General features: G+C 60.5%; 21 protein-coding genes. 11 read left to right on the top strand and 10 right to left on the bottom strand.

All coding sequences use genetic code 11. The annotated features are described in order from the left end of the window. Positions 1–88: 88 nt before the first annotated feature. The 3 genes from EJA72_RS12300 to EJA72_RS12290 all read right to left on the bottom strand — a co-directional run bounded on the left by EJA72_RS12300 (position 89) and on the right by EJA72_RS12290 (position 6,197). The gene (locus EJA72_RS12300; RefSeq protein ID WP_178129328.1) at positions 89–3,757 is read right to left on the bottom strand and encodes a translocation/assembly module TamB domain-containing protein; all 3,669 of its coding nucleotides are present in this window, start codon (positions 3,755–3,757) and stop codon (positions 89–91) included. Beyond that, positions 3,754–5,481, bottom strand: coding sequence for an autotransporter assembly complex family protein (locus EJA72_RS12295; protein WP_157711715.1), 1,728 nt, complete (start codon positions 5,479–5,481; stop codon positions 3,754–3,756). The genes EJA72_RS12300 and EJA72_RS12295 overlap by 4 nt, the downstream gene beginning before the upstream one ends. A gap of 65 nt (positions 5,482–5,546) precedes the next feature. Next, a complete protein-coding gene (locus tag EJA72_RS12290; RefSeq protein WP_157711714.1) occupies positions 5,547–6,197 on the bottom strand; it encodes an N-acetyltransferase in 651 nt (216 codons plus the stop codon). A 174-nt stretch (positions 6,198–6,371) separates the two neighbouring features. Between EJA72_RS12290 and xthA the strand changes: the two genes are divergently transcribed. Both xthA and EJA72_RS12280 read left to right on the top strand, forming a co-directional pair. Beyond that, positions 6,372–7,184, top strand: coding sequence for an exodeoxyribonuclease III (gene xthA / locus EJA72_RS12285; protein WP_157711713.1), 813 nt, complete (start codon positions 6,372–6,374; stop codon positions 7,182–7,184). 235 nt (positions 7,185–7,419) lie between these two features. Continuing rightward, positions 7,420–8,760: a substrate-binding domain-containing protein gene (locus tag EJA72_RS12280; RefSeq protein ID WP_157711712.1), complete on the top strand. Its 1,341-nt coding sequence runs from the start codon at positions 7,420–7,422 to the stop codon at positions 8,758–8,760. Positions 8,761–8,938: 178 nt separating this feature from the next. Here EJA72_RS12280 and EJA72_RS12275 read toward each other — a convergent pair whose 3' ends face one another. Together EJA72_RS12275 and EJA72_RS12270 are read right to left on the bottom strand one after the other, a co-directional pair. After that, a complete protein-coding gene (locus EJA72_RS12275) occupies positions 8,939–9,457 on the bottom strand; it encodes an ankyrin repeat domain-containing protein (RefSeq protein ID WP_157711711.1) in 519 nt (172 codons plus the stop codon). A 96-nt stretch (positions 9,458–9,553) separates the two neighbouring features. Next, positions 9,554–11,380: a long-chain-acyl-CoA synthetase gene (locus tag EJA72_RS12270; RefSeq protein WP_157711710.1), complete on the bottom strand. Its 1,827-nt coding sequence runs from the start codon at positions 11,378–11,380 to the stop codon at positions 9,554–9,556. Positions 11,381–11,722: 342 nt separating this feature from the next. Between EJA72_RS12270 and EJA72_RS12265 the strand changes: the two genes are divergently transcribed. Further along, positions 11,723–12,001 (top strand): DUF3509 domain-containing protein, encoded by a 279-nt coding sequence (locus tag EJA72_RS12265; protein ID WP_157711709.1) that lies wholly within the window; start codon positions 11,723–11,725, stop codon positions 11,999–12,001. Between the two features lie 146 nt (positions 12,002–12,147). Here the strand turns inward: EJA72_RS12265 and EJA72_RS12260 are convergent, their stop codons facing one another. From EJA72_RS12260 to aroC, 3 genes are all read right to left on the bottom strand, one after another. Next, positions 12,148–12,681, bottom strand: coding sequence for an acireductone dioxygenase (locus EJA72_RS12260; RefSeq protein WP_157711708.1), 534 nt, complete (start codon positions 12,679–12,681; stop codon positions 12,148–12,150). A gap of 74 nt (positions 12,682–12,755) precedes the next feature. Further along, positions 12,756–13,901 carry an MFS transporter gene (locus EJA72_RS12255; protein ID WP_178129327.1) on the bottom strand — a complete coding sequence of 382 codons (1,146 nt, stop codon included), beginning with the start codon at positions 13,899–13,901 and terminating at the stop codon, positions 12,756–12,758. Positions 13,902–13,935: 34 nt separating this feature from the next. After that, positions 13,936–15,027, bottom strand: coding sequence for a chorismate synthase (gene aroC, locus EJA72_RS12250; RefSeq protein ID WP_130203669.1), 1,092 nt, complete (start codon positions 15,025–15,027; stop codon positions 13,936–13,938). An 83-nt stretch (positions 15,028–15,110) separates the two neighbouring features. On the opposite strand from aroC, the gene EJA72_RS12245 reads away from it, so the two are divergent. Then, on the top strand, positions 15,111–16,109 hold the full coding sequence (locus EJA72_RS12245) for an alpha/beta hydrolase (RefSeq protein ID WP_157711707.1): 999 nt from the start codon (positions 15,111–15,113) through the stop codon (positions 16,107–16,109). Positions 16,110–16,208: 99 nt separating this feature from the next. Beyond that, on the top strand, positions 16,209–17,000 hold the full coding sequence (locus tag EJA72_RS12240) for a hypothetical protein (RefSeq protein ID WP_157711706.1): 792 nt from the start codon (positions 16,209–16,211) through the stop codon (positions 16,998–17,000). A gap of 154 nt (positions 17,001–17,154) precedes the next feature. Here the strand turns inward: EJA72_RS12240 and prmB are convergent, their stop codons facing one another. Continuing rightward, positions 17,155–18,063 carry a 50S ribosomal protein L3 N(5)-glutamine methyltransferase gene (gene prmB, locus EJA72_RS12235; RefSeq protein ID WP_178129326.1) on the bottom strand — a complete coding sequence of 303 codons (909 nt, stop codon included), beginning with the start codon at positions 18,061–18,063 and terminating at the stop codon, positions 17,155–17,157. A 239-nt stretch (positions 18,064–18,302) separates the two neighbouring features. Between prmB and EJA72_RS12230 the strand changes: the two genes are divergently transcribed. The 5 genes from EJA72_RS12230 to EJA72_RS12210 all read left to right on the top strand — a co-directional run bounded on the left by EJA72_RS12230 (position 18,303) and on the right by EJA72_RS12210 (position 21,072). Next, the gene (locus EJA72_RS12230) at positions 18,303–18,893 is read left to right on the top strand and encodes a cysteine hydrolase family protein (RefSeq protein WP_157711705.1); all 591 of its coding nucleotides are present in this window, start codon (positions 18,303–18,305) and stop codon (positions 18,891–18,893) included. A 130-nt stretch (positions 18,894–19,023) separates the two neighbouring features. Then, positions 19,024–19,344: a hypothetical protein gene (locus EJA72_RS12225; protein WP_157711704.1), complete on the top strand. Its 321-nt coding sequence runs from the start codon at positions 19,024–19,026 to the stop codon at positions 19,342–19,344. 74 nt (positions 19,345–19,418) lie between these two features. Continuing rightward, positions 19,419–19,976, top strand: a complete 558-nt coding sequence (locus EJA72_RS12220; RefSeq protein ID WP_157711703.1) for a Smr/MutS family protein — start codon at positions 19,419–19,421, stop codon at positions 19,974–19,976. Between the two features lie 77 nt (positions 19,977–20,053). Next, complete coding sequence (folE, locus tag EJA72_RS12215) at positions 20,054–20,599, top strand: GTP cyclohydrolase I FolE (RefSeq protein WP_157711702.1); 546 nt, start codon at positions 20,054–20,056, stop codon at positions 20,597–20,599. A gap of 101 nt (positions 20,600–20,700) precedes the next feature. Then, positions 20,701–21,072, top strand: coding sequence for a glutathione S-transferase N-terminal domain-containing protein (locus EJA72_RS12210; RefSeq protein ID WP_178129325.1), 372 nt, complete (start codon positions 20,701–20,703; stop codon positions 21,070–21,072). 184 nt (positions 21,073–21,256) lie between these two features. Here EJA72_RS12210 and EJA72_RS12205 read toward each other — a convergent pair whose 3' ends face one another. After that, positions 21,257–22,423 (bottom strand): PLP-dependent aminotransferase family protein, encoded by a 1,167-nt coding sequence (locus EJA72_RS12205; RefSeq protein ID WP_157711701.1) that lies wholly within the window; start codon positions 22,421–22,423, stop codon positions 21,257–21,259. Between the two features lie 81 nt (positions 22,424–22,504). On the opposite strand from EJA72_RS12205, the gene EJA72_RS12200 reads away from it, so the two are divergent. Beyond that, positions 22,505–22,951: a MarR family winged helix-turn-helix transcriptional regulator gene (locus EJA72_RS12200; protein WP_157711700.1), complete on the top strand. Its 447-nt coding sequence runs from the start codon at positions 22,505–22,507 to the stop codon at positions 22,949–22,951. The last annotated feature ends 115 nt before the right edge of the window (positions 22,952–23,066 follow it).

The following is a 23,066-nucleotide window of genomic DNA, read 5'->3' as shown; positions in this document are numbered from 1 at the left end:
TCGCTCCCACAGGGATCACAACTGAACCTGTGGGAGCGAGACCGGCTTGCCGGCGATGGGGGCAACTCGGTTTGGAAGAGGACGGGCCTTAGAAATCCCGCTTGTAAAAGATATCCAGCGAACTGGCCACGCCCCCCGCCGCTTCGAGGTAGACCTTCTTGCTCAGCTTGTAGCGCAGGGCAATGGTGTTGGCCGGCTCGAACACGCCCACGCCGTAACGCAGGCTGAGTTTCTCGGAGATATTGCCGCTGGCGACCACGCTCGTCGTGTTGCCACTGCCTTGGGTGTCGAGCTGGAAATCCTGGATTCCCAGGTCGGTCGCCAGTTTGCCGGTCACCCCCGAACTGCCCATCAGGCCCAACCCCAGCGCCGCTTGGGCCAGCATGTTGTTATCTTCACCGTTGGTGCTCAGTGGACGCCCCAGCACCAGGTACGACAGCGCCTGTTCCTGGCTCATGGCCGGCTCGGAGAAGATTTGCGTGGTGGGCTGCTCGGCACTGCCGCTCAGGCGAATCCCGGCGATCACGTCGTCGGTCTGGCGAATCGCCTCGATGTCCAGATATGGCTGATCGATCGGCCCGGCAAACAACAGCCGCGCCCGGCGCACCGTCAGGCGCTGGCCGTAGGCGCGGTAACGTCCGTCGTTGAGCCAGAGCTCGCCGCGGGTGTCCATGTTGTCGCCAATGTGCACGTGCCCTTGCAGGTTGGCGGTCAGGCCAAACCCGGCAAAGCTCAGTTTGTCTTCGCCGACCACCACGTCGATGTCCATTTTCATGGCCAGCGGCGGCTTGCCCTCTGCGGTCTGCTGGCCGACGATCACCGTGTCCTCTGACACCTTGACGGTCGACGGCGGCAACTCACGCACGGTGATGTCGCCCTTGGGTACCAGGACTTTGCCGGCGACGGACAGTTGGTCGTCCTTCATCGAGATCTTCAGGTCCGGCGCCACTTCAAGCTTGGCGTACGGTTCGACCGTGACAGGCAACTGCGACCCCTTGAGTGCCAGGTCCACCACCAGCGCCTGGCCCCAGGCGATGTTGCCGCTCAAACTCCCCTGCCCCGTCTTGCCGCTTTTCCAGCCGCCGTTCAGTTGCACGGTTTCGCCAGCGATGACCGCTTGAAGTTGCAAGGCCTGAAGCGCCATCGGCAATTCCGAGCCGGACACCTCGCCATCACTGAGCAACAGATTGCCGTTCACCAGAGGCGCCATCAGCGTACCGCCGATCGTGCCGCTGCCATTCAAATGGCCCGTGAGTTTCTCGACCATCGGCACAAACGGCCGCGCCACGGACAGGTCCAGCCCGCTGAGACGGAACGAACCGGTCAGCGGTTTGTTCTTCGGCAGCGGATTGATCTGCGCCTGCACCATCAGTTCGCCCAACTTGCCGCCGACGAAGTCGAGCTCGGTGTCGATGCGTTTGGGCGTGAGTTTGCTGGTGAGTTTCAGCGTCTGGTAGGGGAAGTCCAGCCACTGATCCTTTTCCTTCATGCGCAAGGTGCCGCCGCTGGCATCAATGCTGACCTGGCCGTTCGGGCCGCTGGCCTGCAAGTCCAGTTGCAGGTCGGCATTGAGGCTGCCCTTCCAGGCGAAATCCTTCGGCAACCACTGGGCGAGGCTTTCAATCGGGAATTGCTTGAGGTGATAACGCAGCTTCGGCTCCGGCATCAGGCGCTGATCTTCGCCGCACAGACTCGACGCGCCGGACATCCAGCAATGGGCACCGAAGTTGATTTTGCCGTCCGCCAAGCGTTCAAGCTTCGCCGGACCTTGCAGCTTCCAGTCCTGGCCTCCGGCCTGGATATCGCCGCTGGCCAAGCGTCCACGCCAGTTGCCCTTATCCAGCGCACCGTCGAGCCCTAGGGCCAGTTTCAGCTGCGGCCCTTGCAGGTCGAGGCTGAGTTTCTGGTTTTTGATATCGCCCTGGCCGCTGGCCGTCAGCGTGCCCAGTGAGGTGTCGCCGGCCTGAATGCCGCTGCCCTTGAGGTCAATCTTCGCCCGTTGCGCGCTGTCGAGCGTCGCATCGAGGTTCAGGCTTTGCAGGCGATTGTCTTCGAACGCCAGCTGCGTGCCCTGCAAACCGAGCTTGCCCTGTGGCGCCTTGAGCGTGCCGGCGACATCCAGTCGACCGTTGAGCTGGCCGCGCAATTGCGGCCACAGCTGAGCCAGGCGCGGCAGCTTGATATCGATTTGACCGGAGAGTTTCTGCTGCAGGCTGCCCTTGCCGCTGATGCTGTTGTCACCCAGGCGAATTTGCAGCGCGTTGAGATTCCATTGTTCACCGCCGCCATCGGCCTTGGCCTGGATCACCGCCGGTTGGCCGCGAAGCTTGCCTTTCAGGTCGAGGTCGGCCGTGAGACTAAGTGTTTCATTCTTCATCTCGCCTTTGCTGCGCAGCGGACCCGCTAAAGTGCCCGGCAATTCCGCGACCCAGTACGCCGGGTTGATCGCCGACAGATCCAGTGCCGTGTCCCAGGCGATGCCCTCGGCAAATTGCAGGTTCAAGTGCCCTTCGGCCTTGCCCTGCCCGGCTTCGAGTTGAATTTGTTGCAGGTAGATTTTCGTCAGGTCGCCGCTGAACGGGCTGCTCAGGTTGAACGCCCCCGCCGGGCCGTCCAGCGCAGCGTTGAAGCTGCCGAGGTATTGGCCGTCGGTGTAGGAGATGTCGCCGTTAAAGCGGCGCAGCGCCACTTGCGGTTCGTCGATCAGAGGATAGAGGCGGTGCCAGGGGAAATCCTGCCAGTCGATTTTTGCGTCGGCGCTCAGGCCTTTGCTCCAGTCGAGGTTGCCCGTGAGCTTCAGGCTTTGCTTGTCGTTGGCCGTCAGGTCGAGGCCGGCAATTTGCGCGCCTTTGGCGTCGACCTTGCCTTGCAACATCAGTGCAACCGGCGCGACTTCTGCGGGCAGCGTGGCATTGCCGAGCAATTGGTAACCGTTTTTCAGGTCGCCGGCGCCCGTGAGCACCAGCTGATTGAGTTGCAGGGTGTCCGGCAAATCGGCGCTGGGCTTGAAGCCGTCAGCGGTGATTCGCACCTTGGCTGGCAGGTTTTCCACCAGCGGTTGCAACTCGCCAGTCAGTTGGCCGTTGAGGTAACCGCTGCTGTCGGCTTTCAGGTTCAGGGTTTTCAGCAGATCGCCGTCGATCTTCAGGGCCAACGCCCAAGGTTCGGGGGCTGGCAAGGTCAGCTTGCCTTCCACTGTCAGCGGCCAGTTGCCGCTGGGTTGCAGCAGGCCGGAAAGGTTCAGGCTCAGGTCGTCGCGCTGCAACTGAACCGAATCGATCCGCAAGCCTTGCGCTGTCCAGTGCGCGGCCAGTTGCAGGCCCTTGAGTTCTTCGCTGCCGTTGAACAGCAGGCTGCCAACCTTCACGTCCCCCAGTTCGATTGCCAATGGCAATTTAAGATCCGGAAGGCTGATCGGGCCGCTGCTGGCTTCTTCTTCGCCCGGCGGAAATTGCAGGCTGACCTGATCGGCCTGCAACTGTTCGATGCACAGGGTCATGCGCGTCAGGCACAGTGGCGACCAGGCAAAAATCACTTTGCTCAGTTCAACCCGACTGCTGCCCTGCTGCCACACCAGGTGATCGGCACTCCACTGCCCGCCCAGACGGCCCTGGTAGTTTTCGAGGGTCAAACCCGGCACGAAGCCAAGCGCCCAGCGGCTGCCCGTCTGCGTTCCGATCACGGCGGCCAGTGTCAGCACAATCAGCATCAGCAACGCGAGAGGCGTCAGCAGCGTTACTTTCAAACCACGCTTCACAGCTCAGGCCCCATGGAAAAGTGCAGTCGGATGCCACCGTCGTCGTCCAGCGCATGGGCCAGGTCGAGGCGAATCGGCCCCACCGGCGAGACCCAACGCACACCGATGCCGACGCCGGTCTTGAGGTTCGGCAGTTCGAGGGTATTGAACGAGTTGCCTTGGTCGACGAAGGTCGCCACCCGCCATTTTTCGGCGATGGAATACTGATACTCGGCGCTGGCCGTGACCATGTAACGCCCCCCGATGCGATCACCCTCGGAGTTTTCCGGGGACAGGCTCTGATAATCGTAACCGCGCACGCTCTGATCGCCACCGGCAAAGAAGCGCAGCGACGGAGGCACCGATTTGTAGCCATTGGTGGCGCTGCCGCCGACCTGTACCCGACCGAGGAAACGGTGCTTGTCGAACACGGTGGTCAAGCCTTTCACCAATGCGGTGCCGTACACCAGGTTGGTGTCGGACCCCAGCCCTTCCTTGGCCACTTTGGTTTCGAATTGCAGACGATAGCCGTTGTGCGGGTCGATGCGGTTGTCGCTTTTCAGGTAGGAATAGCTGACGCCCGGCATTAGCAAGGTGCTGAGCCCCGAGTCGTCGCCCAGCCGATATTCCTCGCGCTGCCACTTCAGCGACACCACCCGCTGCCAGCCGCTGGGCAACTTGCTGTGCCACTCAGGACCCAGGGTCAGCAACTTGCTCAGGCTGTCCTTATCGGCGATTTCTTCGTTCTGATAACCGCCGGCGAAGCGCAGTTTGTCGGTCAGCGGCGGGTCCAGCGGAATGTCGTAGAACACCCCGACGTTCTGCCGTGGCGCCGAGACTTCGGTCTCCCAGCCATAGCTGTGCCCCTGGGGGTTGACCCAGTGCCGGGTCCAGTTGGCCTTGACCCGTGGGCCGACGTCGGTGGAATAACCCAGGCCAAGGCCCATGGTACGTGGTTTGCGGGTTTCGAGTTTGACGTCCACCGGGATTACATCGTCCTTGGACGCCGTCGGCGCCGCATCCACCCGGACACTGTCGAAATAGCCGCTCGATTGCATGGCCTGGTTGAGTTCGGCGATCAATTCGGAGTCGTAAGGGGCGCCTTCCTTGAAGGGCACCATGCGCTTCAACAAATCTTCGTCGAACGGCGTGTCACCCTCAAAACTGACCTTGCCCAAGGAATAACGCGGGCCACTGTTATAGATCAGCTCGATGTCGGCAACGCCGGCTCGCGGGTCGACCGACAGCTTCTGACTGGAAAAATGGCCGCTGAAAAAGCCGTAGCGCGAGGCCTGGTTCTGGATCAGCCGCTTGGCGTCTTCGTAACGACCGTGGTTGAGCACCGCGCCGGTTTTCAGCACGTCACTTTTTGGCACGCGAAAGGATTTGAGCGAGGCGGCCGGGCCGTCGATGCGGATGGTGACGTTGCGCAGATGCACCGGCTCGCCCGGATCGATGGTGAGCACCAGGCGCGGCGTCTTGCCGCCCTTCACATCGCTGTCGATGTGTGGCTGGTAATAACCCAAGGCCTGGGCGGCCTTGCGCGCCTGTTCCTCGGCGCCACGACTGAAGCGCAACAAGGCTTCTTCGTCACGGTCGCCGAGGCTGCCGATATAGCCCTCTATATTGGCTTTCAGTTCATCGTTGGACGGTTTGATCCGTACATCCAATTCACTTTGGGCCAGCGCCGCGCAACTGCTGATCAGCATGAGCACGCCGCTGGTAATTCTTCCTGGAAACTTCATAGGCGCGGATGCTATCACGAGCTTGAGAGCGTGATAGAGCCTCGGGTGCCGGGAAAGTTCGACCTCTAGGCTGTCGCGGTTTGCAGCACCTGGGGGTTGGCGTGGAAAAACACGTGCTCGCGTATCGGTCCTACGGCCACTTCGCCGATTTCCTCATAGCCCTGACGTTTGTAAAACTCCAGGTAACGCGGATTCCCGGTGTCGAGGATGACGCCCTGGGAGTGTTCATCCACGGCACACCAGTTGTGCACGGCTTGCAGCAGTTGCTCGCCGAAATGTTTGCCCTGGAATTGCGGGTGAATCCCCAGCAACGGCAAGACATGCACCGCATCGGACGGCACGCAGGAAGCCACCGCATCGTGATATTCAAGGTAGCGACGGGTGCAGCGGAAACCCGTGCTCAGCACCATGCGCAAACGCCAGGCCCAGCTTTCGGTAATGCCCAGGCGACGTTGCGGCGGTGCGATCAGCGCGATGCCGATCAAGCGATCGTTAACCAGCAGGCCGATGGCCGGAAGGTCCTGCAGAAAGTGTTGTTTGACCAGCTCACGCACGGTGGCTCGGACCCGTTGCTCATAGCCGGGGCGTTCGGCTTCGAACAGGTAGCCGAACGTCGGCTCATGTCGGTAGGCCTGATACAGCAGGGAACGGGCTTCGCGGGAGTAGCCACTGTCGAGCATGTGGATATCGGCGATGGCGGTCGAGGTTTCAGGCATTGCGGTTGATCTCCCCGGGGCGTCGCTCTAAATGGCGCCGCTCTTATTGGTACGAGCCTTTTGCTGGCGTCACAGTTCCCAACAGGTATAGACCAACCTTGGGATCTTCATCGACTGAACTGGCCCCAATCCCACATGTCAGCTAGCATCGCCCTTTTGCCAGGACTGCCGACCATGAAGATCGTCTCCTTCAACATCAACGGGCTGCGCGCTCGCCCGCATCAGCTGGCGGCGCTGATTGAAAAGCATCAACCCGACGTGATCGGGCTGCAGGAAACCAAGGTCCATGACGACCAGTTCCCGCTGGCCGAGGTTCAGGCGCTGGGCTATCACGTGTATTTCCACGGGCAAAAGGGTCACTACGGCGTCGCCCTGCTCTCGCGCAAGGAACCGCTGGCGCTGCACAAAGGCTTCGCCACCGATGAAGAAGACGCGCAACGCCGCTTTATCTGGGGCACGTTCGCCGACGCCAATGGCGTACCGGTGACCATCATGAACGGCTATTTCCCACAGGGTGAAAGCCGCGACCATCCGACCAAATTCCCGGCCAAGGAACGGTTCTACAACGACCTGCAGCACCTGCTGGAAAGCCAGTTCAGCAACGAGCAGCCGCTGGTGGTGATGGGCGATGTGAACATTTCCCCGGAAGATTGCGACATTGGTATCGGCCCGGACAACATGAAACGCTGGCTCAAGACCGGCAAGTGCAGCTTCCTGCCGGAAGAGCGCGAGTGGATGGCGCGGTTGAAAAACTGGGGGCTGGTCGACAGCTTCCGCCACCTGAACCCGGACGTGTCCGACCGTTTCAGCTGGTTTGACTACCGTAGTCGTGGTTTCGAAGATGAACCCAAGCGCGGCCTGCGGATTGACGTGATCATGGCGTCCCACGGCCTGATGCCGCGGGTGAAGGATGCCGGCGTGGATTACGAACTGCGCGGGATGGAAAAACCTTCGGACCACGCGCCGATCTGGCTCGAACTGGCCTGATCAACACAGTCCCCCTGTAGGAGCGAGCTTGTGTGGCGAGGGAGCTTGTCGGATCGCCGCACCGTCCCGCTCGGCTGCGGAGCAGTCGCATAGCTTTTGGGGCCGCTTCGCGACCCAGCGGGAGCAAGCTCCCTCGCCACACAAGCCCGCCCCCACAGTAGTGGCAACTGTCATCTTTCGGCAACCTTACTGACTTATTCTCCCGGCACTTCCTTTGGCTTAATAAGGTGCCGGCATGACGCTGCGCGTTTTCCTGCTGTTGATGCTCTGTGTCGGCCTACCCCAGACGGTGTCGGCCGGCGCTTTGCCGACGCCCGAACAAGGTCCGGTGCTGCGCATCCAGGGCTCCAACACCATCGGTGCGGCGCTGGGCCCGGCGCTGGTTGAAGGTCTGCTGCGCGATCAAGGCCTGCTCAAGGTTCACAGCGAAGCCCCGGACACCGCCAACGAACTGCGCGTCGTGGGCGAAACCGCACAGGGTCGCCGAGTGGTGGTGGACATTGCGGCCCACGGCTCCAGCACCGGGTTCACCGCCCTGAAAACCGCCAACGCGGACCTCGCCGCGTCGTCGCGCCCGATCAAGGACAGCGAACTGCAGGCCCTCGCCCCGCTCGGCGACCTGAAATCCCCCGCGGCCGAACAAGTCATCGCCATCGATGGGCTGGCCATCATCCTCCACCCGCAAAACCCACTGAATCAACTCGATACCGGGCAACTGGCGCGCATCTTCAGCGGCGAAGCTAAAACCTGGGAAGAACTCGGCGGCACGGGCGGCCCTATTCATCTGTATGCGCGCGATGACCAGTCCGGCACCTATGACACCTTCAAGGAACTGGTCCTCAGCGGCTATGGGAAAACCCTCAGCGGCGCGGCGAAACGCTTCGAATCCAGCGAGCAATTGTCCGACGCGGTCAGCCTTGACCCGCAAGGCATTGGTTTCATCGGCCTGCCCTATGTGCGCCAGGCCAAAGCCGTGGCGATTGTCGATGGGCAATCCCAGGCCATGTTGCCGCTCAACAGCCTGATCGCTACGGAAGACTATCCGTTGTCGCGCCGGTTGTTCTTTTACCTGCCACCCAACGGCAAAAATCCCTGGGCCGACGCGCTGGTGGCGTTCGCCCAAAGCAGCAAGGGCCAGGCCATCGTCGCCGCCAACGGTTTCATCGCGCAAACCGTGCAGGCCATGACCGTCACGCCGAACGCGCTGATGCCCGAGGGTTATCAAGCGCTCAGCCGCCATGCCCAACGGCTGTCGGTGAATTTTCGCTTCGAGGAAGGTAGCGCCACGCTGGATAACAAGGCACGACAGGACCTGTCGCGGGTGCTGGATTACATAAAACAGCGCGACAAAACCAATCGGCAAGTGACGCTGGTCGGGTTTGGCGATGCCAAAAGCGATCCGGCGCGCGCGGATTTGCTGTCGAAACTGCGGGCCATGGCGGTGCGGCGGGAACTGGTGAAAAGCGGCGTGGTGTTTCGCGAAATCCGTGGCTTCGGCGCCGAAATGCCGGTGGCGGCGAACAGCGCGGATGAGGGGCGGATCAAGAATCGGCGGGTTGAGGTTTGGGTGTACTGACTTAACGAAATTGTGAATTTGTTACAACCCTGTGGCGAGCGAGCTTGCTCGCGCTTGAGTGTGCAGCACTCACAAAGACCTGCAATTCATGTCAGATAATTGGGGCCGCTTCGCGACCCAGCGGGAGCAAGCTCCCTCGCCACAGGGGTATGGTTTGCTTGAAGAATACGTTGAGTCGTTAGCCGAGCAGTTTTTCCAGCTGCGCCACGGTATCCACCGCCCCCATCGTCCTGGCAGCATCCAGCGCGCCGATGCCATTGGCATCCTTGGCTTTCGGGTCCGCACCCTTGCTGATCAGGTAGTCGACGATTTCAACGCGGTTGAACATCGCCGCCATCATCAACGCGGTACGGCCGTCGAACGAAGAGCCTTCCACCTGCGCGCCGCCTTCGACCAGCGCCTTGACCACTGCCAGATCGCCCTTGAAGGCTGCGCCGGCAATCGGGCTCTGGCCGTTGTCGTTGCGGATTTCCGGGTCTGCCTTGTGCTCCAGCAGGACTTTCACCGTCTCGACGTGGCCATGGTAAGCGGCCAGCATCAACAGGGTGTCGCCCTTGTGGTTGCGCAGGTTCGGCGGCAAGCCCTTGGTCAGCAGCGCAGCCATCATGGCCGCATCGCCCTCGCGCGCTTTGTTGAATACCTGTTCGGCAAATTCAGCGGCTTCTTCGGGGGTCATCTGGCGGCTTTGGTCTGACATCGGGCACTCCATATTCGGTTATTCGCAAGGCCGACAGTTTCCCGAGCAGCCCCGTCACTGTCACTTCTTTTTTCTCATGCCCGGCCATAGCCACATTCAATAGCGGTACTTGCCGTTGTGAATCTCCGTCAACAGTTGCTCGGTGACCTGCACGTAGGTCTCGGTCCCCGGCAGCCAGGCATAGATCGGGTCATCCCCGGTTCTACCGGGATCGAAGGCTTCGTCCTTGAGTCGGGTCTTCTGGTACTTGAACGTCCCGGTGGTCTCCATTTTCACTTTCACTCGCAGGAACAACGGCACCGCATAGGCCGGCAGTTGCTCCCGGGTGAAGGCCAGCAGTTCGCTGAAATCCAGGGTCGCCAGGGATTCCGCCGGGGTGATCGCCGCCATGCCGGCACGGCCGTTGGTGTTGCGGATCTCGACGCCGTACGCCACAGCCTCGGAAATCGTCGGGTGTTTCAGCAGGACATTCTCGACTTCGGTGGTCGAGACGTTTTCGCCTTTCCAACGGTAGGTGTCGCCCAAACGGTCGACGAATCGGGCGTGTCCGAAACCGATGTTGCACAGCAAGTCACCGGTATTGAAATAACGATCGCCCTTTACAAACACGTCATGCAGCACCGCTTTTTCGGTCTTCTGCGGGTCGGTGTAGCCGTCGAGTGGTGCCTTGTCGTCGATCTTCGCCAGCAACAGGCCCCGTTCGCCCTTGGCAACTTTGCGCATGAAACCCTGTAAGCCACGTATCGGCGCGCCGCTGTCGTGGTCGTATGCCACCAACTCCCAGGACATCAGGGAAAAGCCGACAGTGTTGTCGAAATTGAGAATGTTGGTGAACCCGATATTGCCGTCGCTGGCAGCGTACAACTCGCAGATGTGGTTGACCCCAAAGCGCGTCTTGAACTCGGCCCACGCGCCGGGGCGCAAGCCGTTGCCGATCATCTTCGTCACGCCGTGTTGGCTGTCGTCGGCGCTGGGCGGTTGATCCACCAGGTAACGGCACAACTCTCCGACGTAGCCAATGGTGGTCGCGCGGTAATGGCGCACGTCATTCCAGAACTGGCTGGCGCTGAACTTGCGGCGGATGGCAAACCCCGCAGCGCCGCTGATGGCCGAGCCCCAGCACACGCACAGTCCGGTGGCGTGATAAAGCGGCAAGGTGCTGTAGACGATGTCCTCCGGGCGCATATCCAGCGCGATCAGGCCGAAGCTCGCGGAACTGCGCATCCAGCGACCGTGCTTGAACACGCCAGCCTTGGGTAAACCGGTGGTGCCGGACGTATAGATGTAGAAACACGGATCGTCGAAAAAAACCTGCTGGCTACTGGCGGGGTTTTCGCTGTCGCTGCCGAGGCTGGCCGTCATCAGGTTGATGAAACCGTCCGGCGCAATGCCCGGGGTGCTGTAAGTATCGTTGTCTGCAACGAACCAGGTACGCGACGCGTCGATGGACACCCGTGCGCGAACCGCCGAAAACGCCGGGACCAGCTCTTCGCCGACAACAATCGCGACCGGCGACACCAGCTTCAGGCTATGAGTGAGGGCGTCGCGGGTCTGCGTGGTATTGAGCAAGGCGCTGACCGCGCCGACCTTGGCCACCGCGAGAATCGTCACCAAGAGCTCCGGGCGGTTCTCGATGAACACCGCGACCACGTCGCCCTTTCGAATGCCTTGCGCAATCAGGTGACGGGCAATGCGATTGGCCCACTGGTTGACTTGCAAATAGGTGAGTGTCAGGTCGCCATGCAATAGTGCCGGCCCCTCTGGATTGCGCAGGGTCGCCTGCTCGAAGCTCCAGCCGAGGCCGCACGATTGGGTCGGGTCCGTGACGTTCGCGGCCTTCATGCCCTTGACCACCCGGGGAATGGCCTTGGCAATGACAGGCAGCTTGCGGAGCATCATGCCCCAGGTAATCGCGTCGCGCATGGTTGCTCCCGTTGGTCTTCTTATAGTCGGGCGGCGTTGATGACCCCGAAAATACGTCAGCGGTTCTTGAGCTGTACACGCGGTTTTTGAAATGTTTTGTATCCGCGGGCTCTGGCGAGAAAGCGCATGAGCACGCGGCCGGCGATTGGTTCCATAAATAGGGGACCGACCACGCAAAATGCAGGATGCACGATGGCCATTCATGCAGATTGCACGAAAGCGAAAATTGGCTAAAAAGTTAAACCATTGATTTATAAAGATTTTATAAATTTAGAATGCTGGCACAAAGGCTGCAACTACCTCTCCATGCTTGCCAACCAAGTGCTAACGGAGCTGATAGACATGAGCCTGATCCAGGAAAAATTTTCGTCCTTGTTCTCCAACTTCGATGTGACCACCCAGGCACGCCCGGATGGCGGCATCTTGCTGACCCTGAGCAATGCCGACGGCAAAATCTTCAAACGCTCGATTTCCTACCAGCAATTGCATGCCGGTGATCAGCTGTCGTGGGTAATCAGCGCCATTCGCCGCGACATCGCCGAACAGGCCAGCGAATTGCCACAAATTTCCATGCTGCAAAGCCAGCAGCGCTTTGCATTGCCGTCGTATCACTCGGCGTAAATTGTTCCGTATGTAGTCAACGAACTGTGGGAGCGAGCTTGCTCGCGATGGCGGCCTGTCATTCGATTTGATGTCGACTGATACATTGCTATCGCGAGCAGACTCGCTCCCACAGTTTTTGTGCATCGCCGTTCAGAGCGAAAGAGTCAGTCTTCAAGACCCGGGAAGCGGCTGGCGATGTCATCGCCGGTGAAGGTGGCAATCAGCCCTTCAGGATTGTTGAACAGGCGGATCGCGACGAAATGGGGATGTTCACCCAAATCAACCCAGTGCGGCATGCCAGCCGGAATCGAAATCAGGTCATTCTTCTCGCACAGTACGGCGTAGACGTAATCGTCGATGTGCAGGGTGAACAGGCCACGACCGGCCACAAAAAATCTTGTGCTGTCCTCGCCAAGGCGAAACTCGGCGCAGTGCTCCGTTGTTTGCGGGTGCTCGCTGCTCAGTCGAATCACGTCAACGGTGCGGTAACCGCGCTCAGTCATCAGTGTGTCGATCTGCCCCTGGTACGCCGCAATCATCTCTTCCTCGCGGGCCCCCGGCTGGATTTTCGCCGCCGCTTGCCAGCGGTCAAAGCGAACGCCGTGCTCGGCCAGGGTCGAGGCGATGTCTTCCAAATGGGTCAGCACCTTGTTCGGAAGGTCAGGGCTCGAGACGTGGTAAACGGACAGGCTGCTCATCAGGGCAATTCCTTAACGGGTCAGGGTCGAGCGCATCTTCAATCCGCACTCAAACAATAATTCAACGGCGAGGCTCATGGCCTGTCCTCGCGCATGCGTGTGGCAATGATAACGGCGGCGGCCAACGCGGCGATGCTGGCAATACTAAAGGTGTAGGCGGCCCCGAGCCCATTCCAGCTATAACCGGAATACAACGCGCCGAGTGCGCCGCCGGTGCCGGCCAGCGCCGCGTACAGCGCCTGGCCCTGCCCTTGTTGGCGCGCGCCAAAACTGCGTTGCACAAACTGGATGGCAGCCGCGTGAAAGCTGCCGAACGTCGCCGCGTGCAGCACTTGCGCAAACAGCAGCACCCACAAGAATTGCGCGAACGAACCGAGCAACAACCACCGCAACGCCGCCAGCAGGAAACTCGCCAGCAACACCCGGCGCACCGAAAAGCGCGCGAGGATCTTGCTCATGGCCAAAAACATCAGGACTTCCGCCACCACGCCCACCGCCCAAAGCATGCCGATCACGCCGCGGCTGTAACCGAGCCGCTCAAGGTGCAGCGTCAGAAAGGTGTAATACGGACCATGGCTCATCTGCATCAGCGCCACACATCCGTAAAACGCCAACACGCCCGGGCTGCGCAGTTGCTTGAGAAAACCGTCCCCGGCCGGACGCTCGCCCTGAGCCGGTTGGGCATTAGGCACCCACAGGCTGCTGACCACGATCCCGGCCATGATCAGCACCAGCGCCACCGGATAAATGTCGAGGCTGAGCCATTCGAACAAGCGACCCAGCGCAACCACGGTGATGATGAAACCGATGGAGCCCCACAGGCGGATCTGGCTGTAGCGCGACGTCTGCCCTTTCAAGTGCGCCAGGGTGATGACTTCGAACTGCGGCAACACCGCGTGCCAGAAGAACGCATGCAACGCCATGACCATCGCCAGCCAGGCGTAGGTCTTGCTGACGAAGATCAGTGAAAACGTCAGCAACGTGCACACCGCGCCGAAACGCACGATGGCCAGGCGTCGCCCGGTGTAGTCGCCGAGCCAGCCCCAGATGTTCGGCGCAACGCAACGCATCAGCATCGGGATCGCCACCAGCTCGCCGATGCGCGCGCTGGAAAAACCCAGGTGATCGAAGTACAGCGCCAGAAACGGCGCTGTCGAACCGAGCAAGGCGAAATAGAACAGATAGAAACTGGAGAGCCGCCAGTATGGGAGCGCCGCCACGGCCGTCAGACCGCAGCGGCTGTGAGGTCAGTCATTAAAGCTGACCCAGCACCGGCGTGCTGACCCGCACATCGGCGTTCTGGCCGCGATGACGCAACAGGTGATCCATCAACACGATGGCCATCATCGCTTCGGCAATCGGCGTGGCGCGGATGCCGACGCATGGGTCGTGACGGCCCTTGGTGATCACGTCCACCGGGTTGCCATGGATGTCGATGGAACGGCCCGGCGTGGTGATGCTCGATGTCGGCTTCAACGCCAGGTGCGCAACGATCGGCTGACCGGACGAGATGCCACCCAGAATGCCGCCCGCGTTGTTGCTGAGGAAACCTTCCGGGGTCATTTCATCGCGGTGCTCGGTGCCGCGCTGGGCGACGCTGGCGAAACCGGCACCGATCTCCACGCCCTTGACCGCGTTGATGCTCATCAGCGCGTGGGCCAGTTCGGCATCGAGACGGTCAAAGATCGGCTCGCCCAGGCCCGGCATCACACCTTCGGCGACGACGGTGATCTTCGCGCCCACCGAATCCTGGTCGCGACGCAGCTGGTCCATATAGGCTTCCAGCTCCGGGACTTTGTCCGGATCAGGACTGAAGAACGCGTTCTCTTCCACCGAATCCCAAGTCTTGAACGGGATTTCGATCGGCCCGAGCTGGCTCATGTAGCCACGGATGACGATGCCCTGGGTTGCCAGGTATTTCTTGGCAATCGCGCCGGCGGCTACACGCATGGCGGTTTCCCGCGCCGAGCTGCGACCGCCGCCGCGGTAATCGCGCTCGCCGTATTTGTGATGGTAGGTGTAATCGGCGTGCGCCGGGCGGAACAGGTCCTTGATCGCCGAATAGTCCTTGGACTTCTGGTCGGTGTTGCGGATCAACAGGCCAATGGCGCAGCCGGTGGTGCGGCCTTCGAAGACGCCGGAGAGGATTTCGACTTCGTCGGCTTCCTGGCGCTGGGTGGTGTGGCGGCTGGTGCCGGGTTTGCGGCGATCGAGGTCGCGCTGCAAATCTTCCAGGGAAATCTCCAGCCCCGGCGGGCAGCCGTCGACAATGGCGACCAACGCCGGACCATGGCTTTCGCCCGCGGTGGTGACAGTGAACAGCTTGCCGTAGGTATTGCCGGACATGCAGGACGCTCCGTGAAATGAACCTGAATACGTAATGCGCGCCAGTATACGCAGGCTACCCGACTAGTTCATCCTCGAACCTTATGGGTGCCTGTGAGTCCAACCGGCATCTTGTTCATGATGGCGTGATGATGCTGCGAGTTCTAGCCTTGAGCCTTACCTTGTTTACCGGCTTTGTTCAGGCCACCGTTTTGCAACGGCCGATTTCATTGGACACCGGCACCGGCGAGCTTTTCGGCTCGTTGCTGCTGCCCAAGTCCGACACGCCGGTGCCGGTTGTCCTGATCATTTCCGGCTCCGGTCCTACGGATCGCGACGGCAATAACCCTGACGGCGGACGCAACGACAGCCTGAAGCGCCTGGCCTGGGTCCTAGCCAAACACAATATCGCCAGCGTGCGTTACGACAAGCGCGGCGTGGCCGCGAGCCTGGCGGCGACCCCGGACGAGCGCAATCTGTCGGTGGAAGCCTATGTGGCCGACGCCGAAGCCTGGGGCCGAAAGCTCAAGGCCGATCCGCGCTTTGGCCCGTTGATCCTGCTGGGGCACAGCGAAGGCGCATTGATCGCCAGCCTGGCCGCACCGAGCCTGGATGCGGCAGCAGTGATCTCCATGTCCGGCAGCGCCCGGCCCATCGATCAGGTGCTGCGCCAGCAACTGAGCAATCGCCTGCCCCCACCGTTGCTGCTGCGCAGCAATGAATTGCTCGACAGCCTCAAGGCGGGCCATGTCGACGACAACGTACCGCCGCAATTGCAGGTGATTTTCCGCCCCAGCGTGCAGCCGTACCTGATCTCGCTGTTCCGCCAGGACCCGGCTGCGGCGTTCGCGCAACTGAAAATGCCGGCGCTGATCATTCAGGGCAGCAACGACATTCAAGTCGGGGTCGGCGATGCCAGGCTGCTCAAGGAGGCCAAGCCGGACGCCGAACTGGCGGTGATCGAAGGCATGAACCACGTCATGCGCATCGTGCCCAATGACGTCAAACGGCAGCTTGCCTCGTATAAAGATCCGCAATTGCCGTTGGCCGCCGAATTGAGCACAAGGATTCTTGGGTTTATTGACGGACTTCGCACCCGTTAAGCGCTACTTGCCCTCCAGTCCTGGAAAAAACGGCCGATAAGCCTTTGTCGCCAGCGCCATGACTGGCGGCAAGCAGAGCTTGGACAGGATCTCGCCGTTATGACTGATACCCAGACTTCACCCGACAGCACCGCTGAAAAAGACGCACCACCAGCGGCCGAGCTGCCGTGGGCGGACGTCCAGGTCGAGCACCACAAGATGCTCCGTCTGGCGCCGTTACAGACCGACCGCAACACCGGTGGTCGCCCTTTGCGCTTTGTGGAGTTCGGCTACGCCGACCGCAACAGCAAGGAACACAGCCTGATGCGCATGAGCATTTCGCTGCCCGGCCAGCGCGTGCGCAAGGAACAGAATCATCTTGATGTGTGGGTCGATCACACCACCAAACGGGTGCATTTCGGGCCTGACAGCGGCTTGCAGATCGAACCGATGAATCGCGGCATCGGCCGCTTCATGGCTGCCCAGGGCATCACTTGGGCGAAAAAGAGATGGCCTGGCTACACCGTCGACGGCACGGACCTGAACAACAAGGACGCACTGAACGAAGACACCCGCCTGCGTCGCGATCACTTCCTGAAGGCCCATGGCTTTGAGGTGGCGTACGCCGATGCCCAGCATTTGAAGGGCAGCGTCAAAGAGGTGCAAGTCGGCGATCTGCTGGGTGAGTGGAACACCGAAAAATTGCAGGTGGTGGAGATTCTTGAAGCGGCGCAGATGCTCCAGCAGGCCGAGCAGAATCTGGCCGAGCAGGAAGTAAAGCTCAAGAAACACGAAGAGAAAGTCAGCAAATACAAACGCGAAGACGCCGGGCTGCGGTTCACGATTACGTGCCTGGTGGCGTTTGCGGTGTTTCAGGCGGGGTTGTTGATCTGGATTGCGACGCACCGGTAATCGCTATCAAACCTGGATTGTGGCGAGGGAGCTTGCTCCCGCTCGAGCGCGAAGCGGTCGCCAAACAGGCAACCGCGTTTTGCCAGGGACTCAATGGCGTGTGGTCTTAGGGCTGCTTCGCAGCCCAGCGGGAGCAAGCTCCCTCGCCACAGGGTTAGACGCGGGAGGCGAATAGCGCCTGATGCTCGCGGCACTGTTCAGCCGTCAACATGAACACGCCATGACCACCGCGTTCGAACTCCAGCCACGCGAAGTCGACTTCCGGGTACAGCGATTCGACGTGAACCTGGCTGTTGCCCACTTCAACAATCATCAAGCCCTTCTCGGTCAGGTGATCCGCCGCTTCGGCGAGCATGCGGCGCACCAGGTTCAGACCATCGTCACCGCAGGCCAGGCCCAATTCCGGCTCGTGCTGGTACTCGTCCGGCATGTCGGCGAAATCTTCGGCATCGACGTAAGGCGGATTCGACACGATCAGGTCGAAACGCTGACCCGGCAACCCGTCGAAACCATCGCCCTGCACGGTGTACACCCGCTCATCGACGCCATGGCGCTCTATGTTCTGATTGGCCACCTCCAGCGCTTCGAACGACAGGTCGGCCAGCACCACTTCAGCGCTCTGGAACTCGTAGGCACAGGCGATACCGATGCAGCCGGAGCCGGTGCACAGGTCGAGGATGCGCGCAGGCTCGGCGCCCAGCCACGGCTCGAAGTGTTTTTCGATCAGCTCGCCGATGGGCGAACGCGGGATCAATACACGGTCGTCGACGATGAACGACATGCCACAGAACCACGCCTCGCCCAACAGGTACGCGGTGGGAATGCGTTCTTCGATACGACGCTTGATCAGGCGCTGAAGCTTGACCACTTCGTCCTCTTCCAGGTTGCAGTCAAGATAGCTGTCGGCCATTTCCCACGGCAGGTGCAAGGCGCCCAACACCAGTTGACGGGCTTCGTCCCAGGCGTTGTCAGTCCCATGGCCGAAGAACAGATCCCCTCCATGGAAATGGCTGACGGCCCAACGGATATGGTCACGCAGGGTACGAAGTCGGGAAGTGATCACAGCGGCAAGCTCCAGAAAAAACGACTGGCGATTCTACCAGCCAAATGCCGCCAACACGACGCAGGAAAAACACGGGTTCAGTTGTAGGACTAGTCTCTTTATCTGGCGGGGTATTGAACAAAACGAGTAACTTGACAAGGCTGTAAGCCAGTAACGACGGCGCCTGCGATGGTAGCGATTCACAGAAGCGCTCAGCCAGAGGACAATGTCGCAAAAGCCCCACTCGAAGGAGCCCCAGAATGTCCGTTCCAAAAACGATGTTTCAACTCAGCGGCCGCGGTTACGCAGCAGCCAATCTGAGCCATGCGACCCTTGTGATCATCGATGCCCAGAAAGAATACCTCAGCGGCCCCCTGGCCCTGACCGGCATGGAAGCCGCCGTCGCGAACATCAAGCAATTGCTGGCCGCTGCCCGTGCCGCGGGCCGCCCGATCGTGCATGTACGCCATCTCGGCACCGTCGGCGGGCTGTTTGACCCACAGGGCGAGCGCGGTGAATTCATCCCGGGGCTTGAACCACAGGGCGACGAAACCATCATCGGCAAACTGCTGCCGAGCGCGTTTCACGGCACCCCGCTTGAAAAACGCCTGCAGGACCTCGGCGCCCTTGACCTGATCGTCTGCGGCTTCATGAGCCATTCCAGCGTCAGCACTACGGTGCGTGCCGCGAAAAACCTGGGCTTCCGCTGCACCCTGGTGGAAGACGCCTGTGCGACCCGCGACTTGCCCTACAAGGGTGGAGTCCTGAGCGCCGAGCACGTTCAGCAGACCGAAATGGCGATCATGGCGGACAACTTCGCCACCCTCGCCCTGACCCACGAGCTGATCTGACCGGCGATTGATGAGCGGTTCTGCCGCCGCTCATCCGCAAAAGCCTGTCATTTGCTGTAAATGTCTTAGCCTCAGGAACATCCCGGTCAACTCCCGGTCGAAGGGCCGATACCCATTGAGGAAGGTCGGAATGAAGTTATCCGATGGTTTTGACGCTCGCCGCTTGCGGCCCAAAGGCCAACGCAACTGGCGTTTTCGTATAGGCGCGGCGTTTGCTGCGCTGCTGGCCATGTGCGGTGTGTTGCTGGCCATGGCCGGCGCCGCCAGCCTGCTCGGTCACCCGCCCGCCCTGGGCGAATTGAATGCCAGCCCGATCGGCTCGGCGGTGATTCTGGCGATCGGCCTGTTCGTGCTGTACATCGGCGTGTGGCTGTGGCGCCGTTGCCGTCGCCGTTCACGCCAGTCGCGGGAACTGAACATGTCCCCGCACCTGATGAAAAAACACGACTGAGCGAACGCGTCGCGTTTTCTCGCGCCTCATTCGCCTCGAGTTGGGTAAACTGGCCGCCCTTCGCGGAGGCTGACATGCAAGACGACGATTTTTCCCTGTTCAAAAGCGCGATCCAAGGCGTCAAGCCGATCAAGCACGATCGCGCCGAAACCGGCAAACCCAAGGCTGACCGCGCGCAAATCGCCAAGCTGCGCCAGGCCGCCACCGTGCGTACCGATGCCACGACCGTTGACGGGCTGTCCGATCAGTTTGTCATCGACGTCGGCCCGGAAGACGAGTTGATGTGGGCGCGGGACGGCGTGCAGGAAAGCCAGATGCGCAAGCTCAAGATCGGCCAGATCCCGTTCGAAGGCAGCCTCGACCTGCATGGCATGACGGTGGAGAAGGCGCGGGAAACCCTTTGGGCATTCCTGGCCGAAGCGACCAAGTTCGAAATCCGCTGCGTGCGCGTCACCCACGGCAAAGCGGTACGTCTGGACGGCAAGCGCCCGATGATCAAAAGCCACGTCAATACCTGGTTGCGCCAGCATTCCCAGGTGCTGGGCTTCACCTCGTGCCAAGCGAAACATGGCGGTGCCGGAGCCGTTTATGTGATGCTCAAACGGACCATGATGGAAGGCCGCGACGAGTAAAGCTGTTGCGACAAGCTTGCAGCGCCGTGTCCGCCACCGTACCCTTGCTCTTTGCGTAAAATCCCACAGGTAGTTTCATGTCCCTGGAACAGAATTACACACAGATTCTCGGCCAATTGGGCGAGGACGTTTCCCGCGAGGGCCTGATCGACACGCCAAAGCGTGCCGCCAAAGCCATGCAGTACCTTTGCCGCGGTTATGAACAGACACTGGAAGAGGTCACCAACGGTGCCCTGTTCAGTTCCGATAACAGCGAAATGGTGCTGGTGAAGGACATCGAGCTCTACTCGTTGTGCGAACACCACCTGTTGCCGTTCATCGGCAAGGCCCACGTCGCCTACATTCCGAGCGGCAAGGTACTGGGTCTGTCGAAAGTCGCGCGGATCGTCGATATGTACGCCCGCCGCCTGCAGATCCAGGAAAACCTCAGCCGCCAGATCGCCGATGCGGTCCAGCAGGTCACCGGCGCCCTGGGCGTTGCAGTGGTGATCGAGGCCAAGCACATGTGCATGATGATGCGCGGTGTGGAGAAACAGAATTCGACGATGGTCACTTCGGTGATGCTCGGCGCGTTCCGCGACAACGCGGCGACCCGCAGCGAGTTCCTGAGCTTCATCAAGTAAAGCGCCCCCCCGAAGAAAACCGGCATTCATCGCCGGTTTTTTTTCGTCCGCGAAAATCAGGTAAGCTGCGCGCCTTGCGAATTCTCCTGTGAGGCTTAACTGTGTTTGTAAAAGCGCTGCGTGTCGGCCTTGGCCAACTGATCATCTTCATCGACTTCATCACTCGCCCAGCCAAAAAGCAGCGCCCCGCCGCCGCTCAGGCTCAGGTTGAAACGGCTGCCCGGGACCTGACCCTGTATCAGTTCCACGCCTGCCCGTTCTGCGTGAAAACCCGCCGCACCCTGCGCCGCCTGAACGTGCCGGTGGCATTGCGCGATGCGAAGAACAACGAACAGAATCGCCAGACCCTGCTGGAGCAAGGAGGCAAGATCAAGGTGCCGTGCCTTCGTATCGAAGAGAATGGCCAGACCACCTGGATGTATGAGTCCAAGGTGATCATTGATTATCTGGACAAGCGGTTTGCTGCGGCCTGATGGTTTTGTGGCGTAGCTGATGGCCTCTTCGCGGGCAAGCCTTGCTCCTACAGGTATACGCACAAACCTGTGGGAGCGAGCCTGCTCCGGGCGGCGTTCCGACGATGAGGCCTGAACAGTCACTACAAACCCCAGATAAAAATAAACCGGCCCATTGGCCGGTTTATTTGTTTATGCCCTCCCCTCAGGCCGCTTCTGCCCTTTGCGCATCACGCACTACCGCCGCCAATCGCTTGAGGCCTTCGTCCAGCCTGGCCGGATCGATATGACTGAAGTTCAGGCGCAAATGCCCATGATGCTCGTCCGGTTCGGGAAAAAACGGTTCCCCTGGCATGAACGCCACATCATTCGCCAATGCAGCCTTGAGCAAGGTTCGTGTGTCCAGCGGTTGCTTGAGCGTCAGCCAGAAAAACAGCCCGCCTTGCGGCACATTCCAGTCAGCCAGATCGGAAAAATGCGTTTCCAGTGCGCACTGGAACGCGTCCCGACGGCCCCGGTAGAAATCCCGTAATTCGACCAGGTGATGCTGGAATTTCTCGGTACCGATCCATTGCAATGCTTGCCACTGGCCGACGCGATTGGTGTGCAGGTCCGCCGACTGCTTGAGTTTCAGCAGGTGCGGGAACAAATCCGGGCTGGCGATCAGGTAACCCACGCGCAACCCGGGCAGCAGGGTTTTCGAGACGGTGCCGGTGTAGATCCAGCTGGCCTTCTTCAGACGACTGACGATAGGGGTGGCACTGCCGCCGTCAAACGTCAGCTCCCGGTACGGCTCGTCTTCGATCAGGGTTACGCCAAACTCATCCAGCAACGCTGCAACCGCCTCGCGCTTGGCATCGCTATAGCGAACGGCCGACGGGTTCTGGAAAGTCGGAATCAGGTAGATGAAGGCCGGCTTGTGTTTTTCCAGACGTGCTCGCAACTGCGCTAAATCAGGCCCATCGGCCTCTTGTGGAACAGTGATGCAGTCCGCACCGAACAGCTGGAAAATCTGCAACGCCGCCAGGTACGTCGGTGCTTCGAGCAGAATCTCGGTGCCTTTGTCGATGTACAGCTTGGCCGCGAGGTCGAGGGTTTGCTGAGAGCCACTGACCACCAGCACCTGGCTTGCTTCGCACGGCACGCCCAACGCACGCGCCTGGGCAGCCAAGACTTCGCGCAGCGCCGGCTCGCCTTCACTCATGCCGTATTGGCCCATGGACAGTGGCATGTCGGCCCACTCGACGTTCGGCAACATGGCTTCGGCCGGCAAGCCGCCAGCAAACGACATCACCTGCGGACGCTGGGCCGCCGCGAGGATTTCACGGATCAAAGAACTTTTAAGGCGCGAGACACGTTCGGAAAAAGCCATGGGGTCACCGGTAGCGAGGCCAGAGGAAAATGAGTCAAACTGATTGACCGAAATTACGACAACTTGCGCGGATACGTCAACATGCTTGACCTTAAAAACCCCTCCTCCCAACAGCAAGCCATGGAAGCGTTTTTCTTCGGCTATCAGGCATTCACCGCCAAGGCCGACGAAATGCTCGAGCGACGCGGTTTGAGCCGGGTGCATCAGCGCATCGTGTTTTTCATCGCGCGCTACCCGAACCTGAGCGTCAAGGAGCTGCTGGCCTTGCTCGGGGTGACCAAGCAGGCGCTGAACATGCCGCTACGCCAGTTGGTGGAAATGCAGGTGGTAAACAGTGTCGCGTCGCAAACCGACGGGCGTAAGCGATTGCTGGAACTGACCGACGAGGGTGCACGCTTCGAACAGGCGCTGCGACGTGAACAGGTGAAGTTACTGGAGCGGGTGTTTACCGAAGCCGGGGAAACGGCGGTAAATGGCTGGATGGCGGTAAATCTGGCGCTGGGGAAAGGCCAGGTGGCGGCTGACTGATCGTTTTACCTGCTGTTTTTTCGGCAACCCATCTGAGGTCATCGCGAGCAGGCTCGCTCCCACAGGGAAATGCAATCAAAGGTGGGAGTGAGCCTGCTCGCGATAACGTCCTGAC

It is taken from the genome of Pseudomonas sp. PB120 (genome assembly GCF_009761815.1).
Lineage (GTDB): Bacteria > Pseudomonadota > Gammaproteobacteria > Pseudomonadales > Pseudomonadaceae > Aquipseudomonas.
Note: the sequence above shows the minus strand (reverse complement) of the source record. Positions and strands in the feature narration are given on the sequence as shown.